Annotated in this window: 10 protein-coding genes and 1 pseudogene; 6 read left to right on the top strand and 5 right to left on the bottom strand. The window is 70.3% G+C overall.

Annotation, left to right across the window (positions count from 1 at the left end):
• Positions 1-2,139: pseudogene (locus tag ACIRDX_RS14535) on the top strand (hypothetical protein); the annotation flags it as partial.
• A gap of 262 nt (positions 2,140-2,401) precedes the next feature.
• Positions 2,402-2,851 (top strand): acyl-CoA thioesterase, encoded by a 450-nt coding sequence (locus ACIRDX_RS14530; RefSeq protein WP_396626161.1) that lies wholly within the window; start codon positions 2,402-2,404, stop codon positions 2,849-2,851.
• A 136-nt stretch (positions 2,852-2,987) separates the two neighbouring features.
• Here ACIRDX_RS14530 and ACIRDX_RS14525 read toward each other — a convergent pair whose 3' ends face one another.
• The 3 genes from ACIRDX_RS14525 to ACIRDX_RS14515 all read right to left on the bottom strand — a co-directional run bounded on the left by ACIRDX_RS14525 (position 2,988) and on the right by ACIRDX_RS14515 (position 5,631).
• Complete coding sequence (locus ACIRDX_RS14525) at positions 2,988-4,523, bottom strand: aspartyl protease family protein (RefSeq protein WP_396626160.1); 1,536 nt, start codon at positions 4,521-4,523, stop codon at positions 2,988-2,990.
• Positions 4,524-4,603: 80 nt separating this feature from the next.
• On the bottom strand, positions 4,604-4,864 hold the full coding sequence (locus ACIRDX_RS14520; RefSeq protein ID WP_396626159.1) for a ferredoxin family protein: 261 nt from the start codon (positions 4,862-4,864) through the stop codon (positions 4,604-4,606).
• A 20-nt stretch (positions 4,865-4,884) separates the two neighbouring features.
• Positions 4,885-5,631 (bottom strand): helix-turn-helix domain-containing protein, encoded by a 747-nt coding sequence (locus tag ACIRDX_RS14515; protein ID WP_396626158.1) that lies wholly within the window; start codon positions 5,629-5,631, stop codon positions 4,885-4,887.
• Positions 5,632-5,867: 236 nt separating this feature from the next.
• Here ACIRDX_RS14515 and ACIRDX_RS14510 point away from each other — a divergent pair, with 236 nt between their 5' ends.
• The 3 genes from ACIRDX_RS14510 (at position 5,868) to ACIRDX_RS14500 (ending at position 11,580) form a co-directional block, all read left to right on the top strand.
• Positions 5,868-6,266: a hypothetical protein gene (locus tag ACIRDX_RS14510; protein ID WP_396626157.1), complete on the top strand. Its 399-nt coding sequence runs from the start codon at positions 5,868-5,870 to the stop codon at positions 6,264-6,266.
• Between the two features lie 159 nt (positions 6,267-6,425).
• Entirely contained in the window at positions 6,426-10,268 is a 3,843-nt protein-coding gene (locus tag ACIRDX_RS14505) for a hypothetical protein (protein ID WP_396626156.1), read from the top strand.
• Between the two features lie 115 nt (positions 10,269-10,383).
• Positions 10,384-11,580, top strand: a complete 1,197-nt coding sequence (locus ACIRDX_RS14500; RefSeq protein WP_396626155.1) for an FG-GAP repeat domain-containing protein — start codon at positions 10,384-10,386, stop codon at positions 11,578-11,580.
• 122 nt (positions 11,581-11,702) lie between these two features.
• On the opposite strand, the gene ACIRDX_RS14495 is transcribed toward ACIRDX_RS14500, so the two are convergent.
• Together ACIRDX_RS14495 and ACIRDX_RS14490 are read right to left on the bottom strand one after the other, a co-directional pair.
• Positions 11,703-12,854: an aminotransferase class V-fold PLP-dependent enzyme gene (locus ACIRDX_RS14495; protein WP_396626154.1), complete on the bottom strand. Its 1,152-nt coding sequence runs from the start codon at positions 12,852-12,854 to the stop codon at positions 11,703-11,705.
• Positions 12,851-13,600 carry a DUF1499 domain-containing protein gene (locus tag ACIRDX_RS14490; RefSeq protein WP_396626153.1) on the bottom strand — a complete coding sequence of 250 codons (750 nt, stop codon included), beginning with the start codon at positions 13,598-13,600 and terminating at the stop codon, positions 12,851-12,853. Before ACIRDX_RS14490 ends, ACIRDX_RS14495 begins: the two co-directional genes overlap by 4 nt.
• Before the next feature lie 157 nt (positions 13,601-13,757).
• Between ACIRDX_RS14490 and ACIRDX_RS14485 the strand changes: the two genes are divergently transcribed.
• Positions 13,758-15,397: two-component regulator propeller domain-containing protein (locus ACIRDX_RS14485; RefSeq protein WP_396626152.1), on the top strand; the 1,640-nt coding region annotated here is incomplete at its 3' end.

The following is a 15,397-nucleotide window of genomic DNA, read 5'->3' as shown; positions in this document are numbered from 1 at the left end:
TCGACCAAGGACCGCACCGTCGTGCGCAACCTCACGCCGGGCTTCAGCAAGGACACGGGCTTCGAGTACATCGCCGTCCCGGGCGCCCGCTGGAACACGGTGCCCTGGATGGCCTGGGCCCCGACCGGTGACCGGCTCGCCTACTTCGCCCGCACCGAGAAGCAGCGGTCGCTGATCCTGCAGAACGTCGTCACGGGCAAGATCGAGAAGCGGTACTACCTGTCCACCGTCGACGTGCCGGAGTCGCCCGAGTTCTCGCCCGACGGACGCAAGGTCTACTTCTCGGCCCTGCGCAACGCCATCGGCGACATCTTCGAGCTCGACCTCGAGACCGAGGAGGTGCGCAACCTCACCTCGGACGACTTCGCCGACTACGCCCCGACGATGTCGCCCGACGGCACGTTCCTGGTCTACCTGGCGCGCATCAGCGGCAACGACAAGCTGTTCCGCCTCGACCTGGCGAGCGGCAAGAAGACGCAGCTCACCTTCGGCACGCACGACGAGGCGGCCGCCCAGTTCCTCGACCCCAGCACGCTGATCTTCCCGTCCACGGCCATGGACCCGGCCGCGCCGGTCGATCCGGAAGTGGTCAAGAACGCCCAGATCTTCAACCTCTGGACGCTCGACCTGAAGGGCGGCGGGCTCAAGCAGTACACCGATGCCCTCACCAGCAACGTGTCGCCCGTCGTGCTCGGCGCCACCGAGGCGGAGGGGCCGAAGGTCGCCTTCGTCACCTACTTCAAGGGCGAGTACGGGATCCACACGCTCAACCTGAAGGAGCCGATCGCCGCGGCTGCGTCGGCCGACTTCGGGGAACCGGGCCCGATCATCGACTTCCAGGCACCACTCACGCACACGCTGATCCCGGCCAACAACCGGGTCAAGGGCCGCTTCGAGAAGATGTTCCTCGACGGCCGGCCGCCCATCAACGTCGGCGTGACCAGCGGCGGCGACCTGTTCGGCGGCACCGCGATCTCGTTCAGCGACGTGCTCGGCGACCAGAACTTCACGTTCTTCGCCGCGTCGGTGGCGCAGTTCCGCACGTTTGCCGGCTCGTACACGAACCTGTCCAAGCGCCTGCAGTACTCCATCCAGGCGTTCTCGCAGACGCAGTTCTACTACGGCCTCACGCCGGGCTTCTACGACCCGTCATTGACGTACTTCCTGGATCGTGACGATGCGATCGCGACGCGCTCGATCAACGGCGCGAGCGTGTTCGCCATCTACCCGTTCAACCGGTACACGCGCCTCGAGGTCTCGGCGGGCGTGTCGTATTTCAACGACGGGTTCAGCAACGACCAGCTGCAGGACTACTCGCAGGACTACCAGCAGTCGTTGTACGGCACGACGATCTTCAACAACGGCACCGCCGTGCCGCTCACCGTCGCCCTGACGCGCGAGACGACGGTGTTCCGCGAGTACGGCCCGCTGGCCGGTCACACGTTCCGGCTCGGGTACACGGTGGCGCCCAAGATCGGCGACACCCTGTCGCGCCAGACGTTCGACGGCGACGTGCGCTACTACCAGCGCATCGGCACCAACGGCGTGGCGGCCTTCCGGTTCCGCGGCTTCAACAGCACCGGCGACGTGCCCGACTACTTCTTCTACGGTGGCAACTCGGAGCTGCGCGGCTACGACTTCCTCGAGTTCGTCGGCAACAAGGGCTTCTTCGCCAACGCGGAACTGCGCTTCCCGCTGATCGAGGCCATGCTCACCCCCATCGGAGTGCTCGGCGGTGTCCGCGGCGTGCTGTTCGGCGGCATCGCCGGTGCGAGCCTCCTCGGGCGGCCCTCGAGCGGCGGCTTCGCCACGGGCGACCCCAACGCTGCCTACCGCTTCTCATCGTCTGACCCCGAGGTGGTGCGGCCGATCGTCGGCTTCAACACCGACCCGGCGACGGGCTTCCCGATCGCGATCTACGGCCCGCCGCAGGTGGTCGACGGCTTCCGCCTCGTCGACGGCCGCGCCTCCTACGGTATCGGCCTGGAGACGTTCCTCCTCGGCTTCCCGATCCACTTCGACTGGTCGTGGAAGACCCTCTTCAACAAGGACTGGGAAGACGTCGCGTTCTCGTACCTCGGCGGCAGCACGGAGTTCCGCAGGCCGCGCTTCCAGGTGTGGATCGGGTACGACTTCTAGCCGCAAGGGAAGAAGAGCAGAAGAGTAGAAGGTAAGAAGAAACTACCTGGAAGGTCGAAGGAAGAAGAACAGAAGGCTTGAAGGGTGAAGGGGCGGCACTCGACACGGGTGCCGCCCCTTCCTCATTTGACGTCTTCGTCCTTCTTCGTCCTTCTTTTCCTTTATCCTTCAAGGTAGTTTCTTCTGCTCTTCTACTCTTCTACTCTTCCTTACCTTGTCTGTGCCTGTGACTGCCCATTCCCCGTCTGCGTCCGCGACCGAGATGGTCCAGGTCGTGCTCCCCAACGACGCCAACCCGCTGGGGTTCATCCTCGGCGGCACGGTGATGCACCTGATCGACATCGCGGCGGCCATCGCCTGCTTCCGGCATGCGCGGCAGCGGGTGGTGACGGCGGCGGTCGACGGGCTGCAGTTCCTGCACCCGATCAAGGTCGGCGACCTGATCATCCTGAAGGCCGAGGTGTCGGCCACCTTCAGGACGTCGATGGAAGTGGAAGTGCGCGTGATGAGCGAGAAGACGCTCACGGGCGAACGGATGCTGACGTCGCACGCCTACCTGACGTTCGTCGCCATCGACGCCGACGGGCGCCGCGTCGAGGTGCCCGATCTGGTGCTGGAGACCGACGCCGAGCGCCAGCGCGCCGAGCAGGCGCGCGCCCGGCGCGACGCGCGGCTGGCGGCGAAGAAGAGCCTCGCCGCCACCGAGGGGTAGAGGGGAATGCCGGTCGACGCACAGCGTCGACCGCCACGAACTGCTCGTCGACCGCCACGGACTCATCGTCGACCGCGCCGACCAGAAGTTCGTGGGCGTCGACCTTTACGGTCGACGCCCGTTCGGCGTTGGGCGTCTAGTTGTCGAGCCGCATCAGGCCTTCGTCGATGTCGAGCGACACGGTGTACTTGCTCAGGAACTTGTGCCCGAGGATGCCGCCGAGCTCGTAGCCGAGGAGCACGCTGGGCGCGCGCAGGTTCAGCACCACCAGCGACGTGCGCGCCATGCGCACATCGTCGACCTCGAGGTCGACGCCCGGCAGCAGGAAGGCGTCCTTGTCCCAGCCCGACGACCCGTACACGCGCAGCGGGATGCGGCGGAAGCGCCCGAGCTGCTCGAGGCCCACGGCCGCCGTCCGGCTGATCGAAATCGCCTGGCCGCCCGTGTCGACCACGAACGCGGCAGGACGGTCGCCGTTGACGCGGCCGCGCACGGTCGCCAGGCGGTGCATCCAGAGCGGGGCTTCCATCGCCGGCGTCCCGGCCGCCTTCGGCAGGGTACGGGCGACGTACAGCTGCTTCGTGTCGTAGTCCACGCGCATCGACAGGCCGAGTGCGAGCGGCGAGAACGCGTCGATGTCGGCCGACGGCCACTTGCGCAGCGGCGGGTCCTTGATCATCGTCGGCACGTGATCGACCTTGAGGCTGCCGATCTCGAGCTTGTTGATGCGGGCCAGCTTGAGGCGGCGCAGGCCCACGTCGCCGACGCCGGCGCTGAGTGTCTCGGCCACCGAGTACACCTGCGAGCGCTGCGCCGCGTCTTCGGACAGGACCGTCATCTCGGCGCCCGTGTCGAGCACCAGGTCGCGCGTGAGACGGCCATTGATCCTCGCCTTCACGAAGAGCTTCTCGCGCTCGACGCGGAACGGAATCACGTGCACCTGGCCGGCGACCTCGGGAGTCATCTCCAGGGGCACCCGCTCGTCGAAGTGCCGCAGGAACTTGATGCGCGCCTTGGCGAGCTTGACCTGGTCCTTGAAGCCCTTCTCGGGCAGCCACTGGAGGTAGCGCTGGAGTTCGTCGGCCGCGACGCCGTACTTGCCGAGACGCTCGAGGAGGTAGGCGCGGGTGTGGTGATACTCGGCCATCTCGCGGTCCTGCTCGATGGCGCGCTCGACGGCGACGAGCGCGTCGGCGGTCTTGCCGCGGGCGTCGAGAATGCGGGAGATCCCGTGGAGGGCGGGCGGGTACCGCTGGTCGAGCGTGAGGGCAGCGGTGTAGCGCGCGTTGGCCTCCTCGAAGTGCCCGGTGCTCCACAGCGTCTCGCCGTGCAGCGACAGGTCCTCGGCCCCCACGGTGGACGTGATCAGGCTGCCGGCTTCCAGCTCGGCGCGGCCGAAGTCGCCCACGCGGAGCAGGCCCCGCACGATCATCCGGGTGGCAGGGACCTTCAGTTCGGGGTCGTACTCACGCGCCCGGACCAGGGCCGCCACGGCCTCCCGGTACTTGGCATCCTCGAAGAGCTGGGTGCCACGGGTCAGTTCGGCCTGCCCGGTCAGGGGGGCTCCGGCTTCGGGGACGCTCGTGGCCACGATGATGGCCACGGCGACAGCCGCGAGTCCGCCGAGGAGGCGGGGGCTGAGGGTACGACGAAGGGCGACGAGACGGTTCATGGGTCCATCCTGGCCGGCACACCGGCTGGCATTCCCGTTAGGACAGCGTGGCGCGCCGTCTCGTCCCCGCGAGCGACTCGCTACTTCTGGTAGTGCTGGGCGTTCTTCTCGATATACGACTTCCACTGGTCGGGCACTTCATCCATCGCGAAAATGGCCTCGACGGGGCACGCCGGCACGCAGGCGCCGCAGTCGATGCATTCGTCCGGGTGGATGAACAGCATCTGCGTCGCCTCGTGCTCCCCCTCGTCCTTCCGCGGGTGGATGCAGTCGACCGGACACACGTCCACGCAGGCCGTGTCCTTGGTCCCGATGCAAGGTTCGGTAATAACGTACGCCACGAGTCCTCCTGAGAAAAGCCTTATTGCTGGGTGACCGGCTCGCGCCGGCCGGGCAATGCCGGCCCGACCTCGGCCGACAGGTATCCAAGCCGCAGGGACGTCGCCCGTGCGAGGTCCCATGCCGCCGGCACGTGCGCGTCGTGCAGCGGCCCTTCCCCGTGCCCGTGGGAGAACACCCCCACGCGCGCGACCTCCTGCCCCCGGTAGTCGCGCACCGGGGCACAGGCACAGTTGAGGCGGTAGCCATCGGCCGCCCCGCCCGCCCCGAAGCGGCGGACGACCACCTCCGAGCGGGAGACATCACCGGCGGCGCACAGTCGCGCGCAGCTCAGGCGACGCTGCTGTCCCTCGGCGTAGAACAGCGAGCAGTGCCCGGGCATCGGCTTGCCATACGCCGTGTACATGGCGGCCGCATCCTCCTGGCCGCCCCACACGTAGGTCACTTCCCCGGCCGGCAACGACACGAACGCCCGCGCCGACGTGCGCGCCGCGTACTCGCGCAGCGGCGGATACGCATGCAGGCGCAGTTCGGAGCCGTTCAGGTACCGGAAGCTCATGTCGAGCAGCTTCAGCGTGAGGACGTACTGCCCGCCCTCGCCTTCCTGCCGCACGAACCCGCGCCTGCGCAGCACCAGGAGCAGGCGATGGGCCGTGGCTGCCGGCAGGCCCGCCTGCTTCGCCAGATCCCGCAACGGCATCCCCGCGGGCTCGCCGCTCAGCACCTCCAACAGGTGCAACGCCTTGTCTGCGGAGGTCTGGGCTGCCATGTTCCACCATGCGGAACGCCGTTCCGCCCAATGAAAGATACCGATGGGGGCGGGCTGGAACAAGGGCGCAATTGGTCGGGTTTGATGGCAATTCGAAATTCGACATCTGAAATTCCGGCGGCTCGGCCATCGGCCTTCGCTCGCGCGTGGCATCCCGGGGCGAGTGGCCGGAGGCCCTCGCCGCGTGAATTTCGAATTTCAAATGTCAAATTGCCACCACGGAGATAATTGGCGCCATGGCCCAGCGACTCATCCGTACGCTCGCCGCATGTGGCGCCCTTCTCGGCCTGGCGGCGTGCGGAGGCGGCGGTTCCTCCTCGCCGACCACCCCCACGCCCCCGACCACCGGCGGCCCCACCATGACCATCGACGCCAGCGGCGTCCTGACGCCGAGGGAACTCGTCGTCTCCCCGGGCACGCGGGTCCTGTTCAGCAACCAGAGCACGCGCGCCCGCCAGGTCAGTTCCGACCCGCATCCGGAACACACCGACTGCCCCGAGATCAACCAGGTCGGCTTCCTTGGGCCCGGCCAGGTGCGCGAGACCGGCAACCTGAACACGGTGCGCTCCTGCGGCATCCACGACCACGACGACCCGAGCAACGCCAACATGCGCGGGCGCATCGTCGTGAGGTAGGGCGCGGTCTCCGACCGCGCCGCTCTCGACCTCGCCGCGCCGCGTGCAAGTTCGTCGATCGCCTGAAGTATTTCGTCGCGCTCGAGGCGCGTGAATCGGGGGCAAGCCCCGATCTCACGGGTCCGACGCATCGGCGCGAGTCTTGCTGAGGTCGTCGCCATGCGACGAGCACGTCTCGGTGGGCGCCTCCGCGCCACCCTCGTGGTCTGGTGCGCCTGCACCACCGTGATGCTGCGGGCCGGGTCCCCCGAGGACACGGCCCGCCCCCTCTGGCTGGAGCCGGTGGTGACGCCAGCCCTCGCTGGCCCGACACGCGTCCCGTTGCCCCTCGCGTTCGAGCCCGTCGGCCCTGGCGCCTTTGCCGTCACGGCCCGGGACTACCGCGCGCGCATCGAGGCCGCGGGCATCGACCTGCTCCTGCCGGGCGCGGCAACACCTGCCTCGGCCTGGCGACTGACGCTCGTCGACGCCGCCCCCTCGGCCACGGCTCGCCCGTCGACGCCGAGCGGCTACGTACACGACCTCCGCGCCACGAGCGCCCTCGCGGGCGCGGCGTACCCACAACCACGCCCTCTCCATCAGGCGATCGTGTTCGACGAGGTCTATCCGGGCATCGACGTCCGGTATCGCGGCACGGGCGGGCATCTCGAGCAGGATTTCCTGGTCGCCCCCGGCGCCGACCCGGCCCGGATCAGGCTTCGCCCTGGCGGCGGATCGGTGCGGCACCGCGCCGACGGCGCCCTCGAGGTGACGGTGGCCCCGGAACGGTCGGTGGTGCTCGAGGCGCCCCGCGCCTGGCAGGTCGACGATCGCGGCCGGCAGCGCGACGTCGCCGTCAGCTTCCGACTCGACGCCTCCGACACGCTGGGCTTCGCCCTCGGCCCGTTCGACCCCGCCCGGGCGCTGGTCATCGACCCCGTGGTGACCTACTCGGGGGCGATGGGCGGCAGCGGTAACGACGAGGCCACGGCCGTGGCCCTCGATGGCCAGGGGAGGATTCACCTGGCCGGGTACACCACGTCGAACGACTTCGCCGGGACGTCAGTCGCCGGCGCTGGCGGCGCTGGCGACGTCTTCGTGGCCCGACTCGACCCGAGCGGCCAGTCGATCGAGATGCTCGCGCGGTTCGGCGGCTCGGGCGAGGACCACGCGCGCGCACTGGCCGTCGATGCGCAGGGGCGCCTCCACGTCGCCGGCCTGACGTACAGCCGCGACTTCCCGCTGGTGCGCCCCGTGGCAGGCCTGTCGACTGCGCCAGGCGGTGCCAACGGCTTCGTCGCCACGGTCTCGCCGGCAGGCAACGCGCTGACCCTGTCGACGTATCTCGGCGGCAGCGACGACGACGAAGCGCACGGCCTCGCCCTGGCGCCCGACGGGGGCGTCGTCGTGGTGGGCGACACGCGCTCGGCCGACTTCGAGGTGGGAGGGCTGCAGCGGCCGCAGTGTCAGGGCCTGGACGGCTTCCTCGCGAAGTTCGCGGCCGGGGGCAGCCTCGCGTGGGTGGCCTGCCACGGTGGGCAAGCCAGCGACAGTCTCTTCGCCATCGCCATCGACCCGGCCGGGCGGATCGCGGTCGGTGGCACCACGAACTCGTCGGATTTTCCGGCGCAGCAGTCGTCGCAGGCCCGCGCCGGCGGCTTCGACGCCACGGTCGCGCTCTTCTCGGGCGCGGGCACGCTGGTCACGTCGACCGTCCTCGGCGGCAGCGGCACCGACGCCGCCCACGCGGTGGCGTTCGACGCTGCGGGCGCCATCCACGTCGCCGGCACCACCATGTCGCCCGACTTCCCCGCAACGGGCAGGCTGGGACCGACGGCGGCGCAAGATGCGTTCGTGGCCAGTTACACAACGAGCGGCGCCAGGACGGCCGTGCTGCGCGTCGGCGGCAGCGGCATGGATCGCGCACGCGCCCTGGCCACCACGGGCACGGACGTCTACCTCGTGGGACAGACGGCCTCGGCCGACTTCCCCGTGGCCCGCCCCGCGCAGGCCAACGGCGGCGGCAACCGCGACGCCTTCGTGATGCAGTTGCGTGGCGGCGCGCCGCTGTACTCCACCTACCTCGGCACGAGCGCGACCGACGACCCGCTCGCGGTGGCCGTGGACGCGATCGGACGCGTGGTCGTGGCGGGCAGCGTGCAGGCGGTCGGGGCCGCTGGGCGTGGCCCGTCCGACGCCGCGGTCCACCGCCTCTCGAGCGGCGACGAGGGCGCCGACACCGACGACGACGCGCTGCCCGACAGCTGGGAGACGCAGTTCAACCTGTCGCCGGATGCGAGCGATGCGGCCGATGACCCGGACGGCGATGGCCTCACGAACCTGCAGGAATACCAGCAGGGTACCCATCCCCTCGGGCGACACACGCGCTACCTCGCCGAGGGCGCGACGATCGCGCCGTTCGAGACGACGCTCGCGCTGTTCAACCCGGGGTCGTCGCCGGCCGCGGTGCTGGTGCGTTTCCTCTGCCAGCGGGCGTGCGGCGTGCCCGACATCCCGGGGCAGGACACGATCGTCCGCCGCCTCGTCACCCTTGCTCCGTACGCGCGCGGCACCATCGAGGTGGGCACCGTGCCCGGTCTCGCCGACGAGGAGTTCGCCACCATCGTCGAGGCCGATCAGCCGGTGGTGGTCGACCGCACGATGACATGGGATGCGTCGGGGTACGGCAGCCACACCGAGACGGCCATGGAGGCGCCGGCCGCCACGTGGTACCTCGCAGAGGGCGCCACGATCAGCGGCTTCCGGCTGTTCTACCTGCTGCAGAACCCCAACCCCGTGCCGGCGCAGGTCAGCATCGAGTACCTGCTCGGCCGCGGTGCCGCGCCGGTGCTCGTCACCTACACGCTGCCGCCGCACTCGCGCACCACGCTCGACGTGTCGGCACAGCACCCGACCCTCCGTGCCGCCGAGGTGTCGGCGCGCATCGAGACCAGCCCCGACACGCCGATTCTGGTCGAGCGCGCGATGTACCTGAATGCGGGCCGTCGGCTGTTCGGCGCGGGGCACGCGAGCGCGGGCATCGCGATCGCCGCCCCCTCGTGGTCCTTCGCCGAGGGCGCCACCGGCGCCTACTTCGATACGTTCCTGCTGATTGCCAATCCCTCGAGCGACCCGTTGACCGTGCGCGCCACGTACCTGCTGCCCACCGGCACGAGCATCCAGCGCACCTACGACATCGCCGCCAAGAGCCGCTTCAACATCTGGGTCGACCAGGCGGCACCTGAACTGGCCAGCACGGCGGTCTCGACGCTCCTCGAGTCGGTCGACGACCGGCCGTTCGTCGCCGAGCGCGCCATGTGGTGGCCGGGGCCCAGTGCGGCCGAGTGGCGCGAGTCGCACAACTCGCCCGGGGCGCTGGCCACGAGCGCAGCGTGGGGCCTGGCCGACGGCATGTTGGGCGGCCCGTCAGCCATGGACACGTACGTGCTGGTAGCCAACACGTCGCCGTTCGACGGCGCGGCGCGCGTCACGCTGTCGTTCGAGGACGACCGCTCGCGCACCTCGCGCGACTACGCGATCCCGGCGCGGAGCCGGGCCAACGTGTCGATCCGGGACGACTTCCCCCAGGCGATGGGTCGCCGCTTCGCGACGCTGGTCGAGAGCCAGGGCGAGATCCCGGCGCAGTTGGTGGTGGAGCGGGCGCTCTACGCCGATGCCAATCGGGAACGCTGGGCGGCAGGCAGCAACGCGCTCGGCACCCCGCTGGTGGCCGACCGGGTCATCACGATCACGCGCCAGGGGGTCACGCCGCGCATCCTCGTGGTGGCGCCCGGCGAGCAGATCACGGTGCGCAACGCCGACACGGTGCCGCACCAGATCTTCTCCGGCCCGTACCTGGAGCGATCGGCCTGCCCCGCGCTGAATCAGATCGGCTACCTGGCGCCCGGAGAAACACGCCTGTCCGGCAATCTCACGGTGAGCGGCGTGTGCCCGTTCCTCGACGACGTCCGTCCCGGCCAGCAACTCAATCGCGACTTCCAGGGATTCGTCATCGTGAAGTGACGGCAGTCGGGCGTCGGCAGTCGGCAGTCGGTAATCGGTAATCGGTAGGGCCGGCTCTCCGAGCCCGGCCGACCGGGCAGTCGGCAGTCGCGGCGACCCGCGTTACCCTGTGGCCATGCATCCACGCTGGGCGATGCTCGCGCTCGTGAGCGCGACGGGAATGGGGAGTTGGGTCGCCGCACAGGGCCCCACGGCCGGACGTGTGCCGACCTTCACCAAGGTGATCCTCGACGGCGCCTTCCGCGCGGAGGGCGTGGCGCTGGCCGACGTCGACCGCGATGGCCGCATCGACGTGCTGGCGGGCAACGCCTGGTATGCGGCGCCTGTCGTGGCCGCCGTGACCGACGCGGCGGCCTGGAAGCGGCACGAGATTGCGCCGCTCGAGCCACTGGATGCCCCCACCGGCTATTCGAACGCCTTCCACAATTTCTCGCTCGACGTGAACCGTGACGGCTGGCCCGATCAGGTCGTGATCGGCTATCCCGGCGAGGCCGCGACCTGGCGCGTCAACCCGGGTCCGCGCGGCGGCGCCTGGCGCACGCTGCCTGCGTCGTCGGTGGCGGGCAACGAGTCGCCCGCCCTGGCGCGGTTGGTGCGGGGCCGTGGGCCCGTGCTGGTGATGGGCACCGAAGGCGAACAGCTCTCGTGGCTGACGCCCGCCACTTCGCCGGCCGCGCCGTTCGACGTCCACCCGATCAGCACACCGAAGCACCCGGCGGCCCATCGCTACGCGCATGGCCTCGGCGTGGGCGACCTCGACGGCGACGGCCGCGCGGATGTGGTGAGCACGCACGGCTACTGGCTCGCCCCCGAGGAACCCGGCGATGCGCCGTGGCCGTTCACGGCCGCGAAGCTCGGCCCGGACTCGGCCCACATGGCCATCTACGACGTGAGCGGCGACGGCATGCCCGACATCGTGGCGAGTTCCGCGCACCAGATGGGCGTGTGGTGGTTCGAGCAGCAACGGACCGGGAACGCGCGCACGTTCGTCAAGCACGCCATCGACGACAGCTTCTCGCAGTCGCACGCGCTCGACGTGGGCGACATCGACGGCGACGGCGTGCCCGACATCGTCACGGGCAAGCGCCGCTGGGCCCACGGCCCGAGCGGCGACCCGCAGCCGAACGCACCGGGCGTCCTCTACTGGTTCCAGCCGCGCCGGACGCCCACGGGCGTCACGTGGACGAAGCACCTGATCGACGACACGTCAGGCGTCGGCAATCAGGTCGTCGTGGGGGATGTGGATGGTGACGGGCGGCTGGACGTGGCCAGCGCGAACAAGCACGGGGTGTTCGTATTCCTGCAACGGTAATTCGAAACTGGACATTTGAAGTTCCCGGCGGCTCGGCCTGGCGGCCTTCGCTCGCTCGGGATATCGCGAGGGGCAGCGCGGCGAGAGCCGCGCGCGCCCCCTTCAATTTCGAATGTCGAATCTCAAATTGCCACCACGAGTTCGTCCATCGCGGCGAGCGCCGCCTCGATCTCGTCGTCGGTCGTGTAGAAATGCGGCGCCATCCTGATGCCGGCGTTCGGGCGGTGATCGATGATCACGCCGCGTGCGATGAGTTCGGCGGCCACCCGCGCGCTGTCGGGCACATCGAGCGTCACCGTCCCACCACGCCACGCATCGTCTTGCGGCGTGCGCACGCGCCAGCCTCGAGACGCGGCGTGATCCATGATGCGACGCGTCTGCCGCAACGACTTGGCGCGGATCGCCGGCACGCCCACCTCGTTGACGATGCGGTAGCCGGCCTGCGCGATCATCCACGCCGACACGTTCGGCGTGCCTGACGCAAAGCGCGCCTCACCCTCCGCGTAGGCGATGGCCCCGGTCTCGAAGGCGAACGGGCGCGCATGCGCCGCCCAGCCGGTGGCCGCAGGCGCCAGCCTCGACGCCAGATCCGGGCGCACGTACAGGTAGCCCGCGCCGGGCCCGCCGCACAGCCACTTCACCGACCCGCCCACAGCCACGTCCACACCGAGGGCCGTCAGGTCGAGCGGCAGCGTGCCCGTCGCCTGATAGACGTCGAGCACGACCAGGGCCCCCACCGCGTGGGCGCGCTCGATGATCGGCCGCACATCGGTGATCGCCGAGCTCCTGAACAGCACGAGCGAGCAGCACACCAGCGCCGTCTGCTCGTCGATGCGCTCCAGCCACGACTCGACCGGCTGCGTGAGCCCGTCGGGCGACGGCACGTAGACGACCTCGGCGCCGTGGCGACGGAACCCCTCGAAGACGTACTGGTTGGTGGGGAAATCGAGCTCCGCGACCACGATCCGACGCCGCGGCCCTGAGAAATCGAGCGCCGAGACGACCGTCGACTGCGCGACGGACACGTTCTGCACCATCGTCACGCTGCCGGCGGGCACGCCCAGCAGCGGCGCGAGCAGGTCGCCCGTGTGGCGACTCGTCTCCCACCACCCTTCACCCCAGGCGCGCACGCCTCGGGTCTCCCAGGCGTCGAGGAACTGCTGCGCCTGGGCGCGGGCGGCCCGCGGCATCGCGCCCAGCGAATGGCTCACCAGGTACGTGCACGTGTCGAGGATCGGGAACTCGTCGCGCCACCGCAGGAGCGGATCGGTCATCGCATCGCCTCGAGGGTGCGACGGAGTTCGTCGAGAAAGGTCCGGATGCGGCGAGCGTTCGTGCCGAGATCGCTGCGGCCGATCCGCGACTTGGACCGCATGTCGACCCGCGTGCCCCCGGCCGTGCCCGGGCGCAGACGCACCACGATGTCGTCCTTGAAGCGGAACCAGCGGGTCGTGGCCACGGCCTCGAGCCGCCCCTCGGCCTCCTGGTCCCCGACGATGGTCCAGCCGGCCCGGATGATGGCGTCACGAACCGCGGCGTGCACACGCGCGGGCGCGACCGACGTGTCGAGCGGACCGAGGTCTGGCCAGGCGGCGCGCTGCTGGGCTGCCACGGCGGGCCCGTCGTACTCGGCCGGATTCATCGCGCCCCGTCGCAGCGGCAGAACATCGACGAACACGGGCGGGTCATCGGTATCGGTGGTGATGTCGTGGATGGGAGGCACGGAACTTCCGGTGCGGGCCCAGCCCGCGGGAACGGCGGCCGCCACGAAGGCGCCGGCGAGGACGGCGCCCAGCACGAGCCAGGCCCCACGCGTGAGCATGCGACGCCAGCGGAGGGCGGTCAAGGCGACCAGGGCGCCCACCAGGCTGCCCGCCACCGCCACCTGGACCAGACGGAAGCCGGTCGGCAGCGAGAAGTACCCGGCGCCATAGCCGGGCCCGGCGGCAAGCAACGCCAGCAGGCTGCCGGCCGAGAGGGTGCCGGCGATGGCGAGCAGGACGCGAGGGGCCCGAGGCATGGCTCTTGGACCGACGCGGCGGCCGTTCCGTTCCCGATGAGCGCGGCGAGCGTTCTACACTCATGTGCCCGTGGAGCTGCGCCCCGCCGTGGGATGTCCGTATGGCCACATCGGCGCCGTTCCCCTGTTCCGAGGCATGCCCGCATCCTGCCGACACGTGATCGTGCTGCTCCTGTGGCTCGCCATGGGGGCCGTGGCGTGGGCGCAACCGACGGCCCGCCTCATCGTCGACCACTGGCAGGTCGAGGACGGCCTGCCCCAGAACACCATCACCGGCATCGCCCAGGACGATCAGGGGTACCTCTGGATTGCGACCCGCAAGGGGCTGGCGCGGTTCGACGGCGCGCAGTTCCACTCGGTGGGCCGCATCGGCGGCGTCGACCTCGGGAACCTGCGGCTCACGTCGGTGCTCCCGGATGGCAACGGCGCCCTGTGGGTCGGCACGTACGGATCCGGCGTGCTCCGCGTCGCCAACGGCGGCGTGATCCGCTATGGCGCGGCCGAGGGCGTTCCGCACGACGTGGTCTGGGACCTGTCCCGCGACCGCGACGGGCGCGTGTGGCTGGCCTCGTCGCGGGGAGCCCGGGTGTTCGAGGGGGGACGCTGGCAGGCGCCGCCGCTGCCGCAGGACCTGGCCACCGACGGCGTCAACGGCGTCTACCATGCGCGCAACGGCCGCCTGTGGCTGGCGACCTCGCGCCACGGGTTGGTGGCAATCGCGCCGGACGGGGCCGTGCGGCAGTACGGTCCCGCCGAGGGCGTCCCCAGCCAGGTCTCGTCGGTGGCCGAGACGCCCGACGGGGCCATCTGGGGCGCGACGACGCAGGGCGCCATCAGGCTGCTCGACGACCAGGCGACGCGCTTCGGCATGGCGGAAGGCCTGCCGGTCGATCGCGTGCTACAGGTGATGGTGGACCGCCGGGGCGTGGTCTGGATGGCGACGCACGGCGGCGGCCTCGTGCGCTACGACGGCGGGCGCTTCGAGTCGGTGCGTCGAGACGAGGGCCTCACCAGCGACTACCTCATCGCGCTTGCCGAGGACCGCGACGGCGCGCTTTGGGTGGGGACGCTGTCGGCAGGCCTGAACCGCCTGGCGCCGGCCGCCCGCGAACGCCTCGACACGCGCGCCGGCCTCCCGCCCTTCCCCGTCACCACCGTCTACCAGCGCGGGCACTCGGAGGACTGGTGGATCGGCACCTACGGCGGCGGGCTCGTGAGCCTGCGGCGCGGCGTGATGCGCGTCTACACCACGGCCGACGGACTGCCGAGCAACGCCATCACGACCGTCGCCGGCGGCTCGGGCGACAGCGTGTGGGTCGGCACGAATGGCGCGGGGGCCTTCCGGTTCGACAACGGGCGCATCGTCGAACGTGTCGCGCCCGAGATCACCGGGGCCTCGCTGCGCAACATCGATGCGTCGCGCGGCGTGGTGTGGTTCGGCGGCAATGGCCTCGTGCGCTACGAGAACGGCCAGGCGCGCCGCTACGGCGAGGCGGAGGGCTTGCGCAGTCCCGAGGTGCGGATGATCTACACCGCCCCGGACCGCGTCTGGATCGGCACCTACGGCGGCGGCCTGCAGAGCCTCGAGCGTGACGACCGCTTCGTCTCCTACGGCGAGGCGGAAGGGCTGACCAACCCGTTCGTCACGTCGCTGCACCGCGACAAGACCGGCGTGGTCTGGATCGGTACCTACGGCGGCGGCCTGTTCGCCCTGCGCAACGGACGCATCACGGGCGTCTCCACCCGCGATGGCCTGCCCGACGACGTCATCTTCGACGTCATGGAGGACAACCTCGG

This window comes from Luteitalea sp., from assembly GCF_044337415.1.
Taxonomy (GTDB): Bacteria; Acidobacteriota; Vicinamibacteria; order Vicinamibacterales; family Vicinamibacteraceae; genus Luteitalea.
Note: the sequence above shows the minus strand (reverse complement) of the source record. Positions and strands in the feature narration are given on the sequence as shown.

Coding starts and splice junctions, on each gene's coding strand:
- ACIRDX_RS14515 (WP_396626158.1), bottom strand. CDS start 5,631: ATGGCAGCCCAGACCTCCGCAGACAAGGCGTTGCACCTGTTGGAGGTG.
- ACIRDX_RS14495 (WP_396626154.1), bottom strand. CDS start 12,854: ATGACCGATCCGCTCCTGCGGTGGCGCGACGAGTTCCCGATCCTCGAC.
- ACIRDX_RS14530 (WP_396626161.1), top strand. CDS start 2,402: ATGGTCCAGGTCGTGCTCCCCAACGACGCCAACCCGCTGGGGTTCATC.
- ACIRDX_RS14490 (WP_396626153.1), bottom strand. CDS start 13,600: ATGCCTCGGGCCCCTCGCGTCCTGCTCGCCATCGCCGGCACCCTCTCG.
- ACIRDX_RS14500 (WP_396626155.1), top strand. CDS start 10,384: ATGCATCCACGCTGGGCGATGCTCGCGCTCGTGAGCGCGACGGGAATG.
- ACIRDX_RS14525 (WP_396626160.1), bottom strand. CDS start 4,523: ATGAACCGTCTCGTCGCCCTTCGTCGTACCCTCAGCCCCCGCCTCCTC.
- ACIRDX_RS14510 (WP_396626157.1), top strand. CDS start 5,868: ATGGCCCAGCGACTCATCCGTACGCTCGCCGCATGTGGCGCCCTTCTC.
- ACIRDX_RS14505 (WP_396626156.1), top strand. CDS start 6,426: ATGCGACGAGCACGTCTCGGTGGGCGCCTCCGCGCCACCCTCGTGGTC.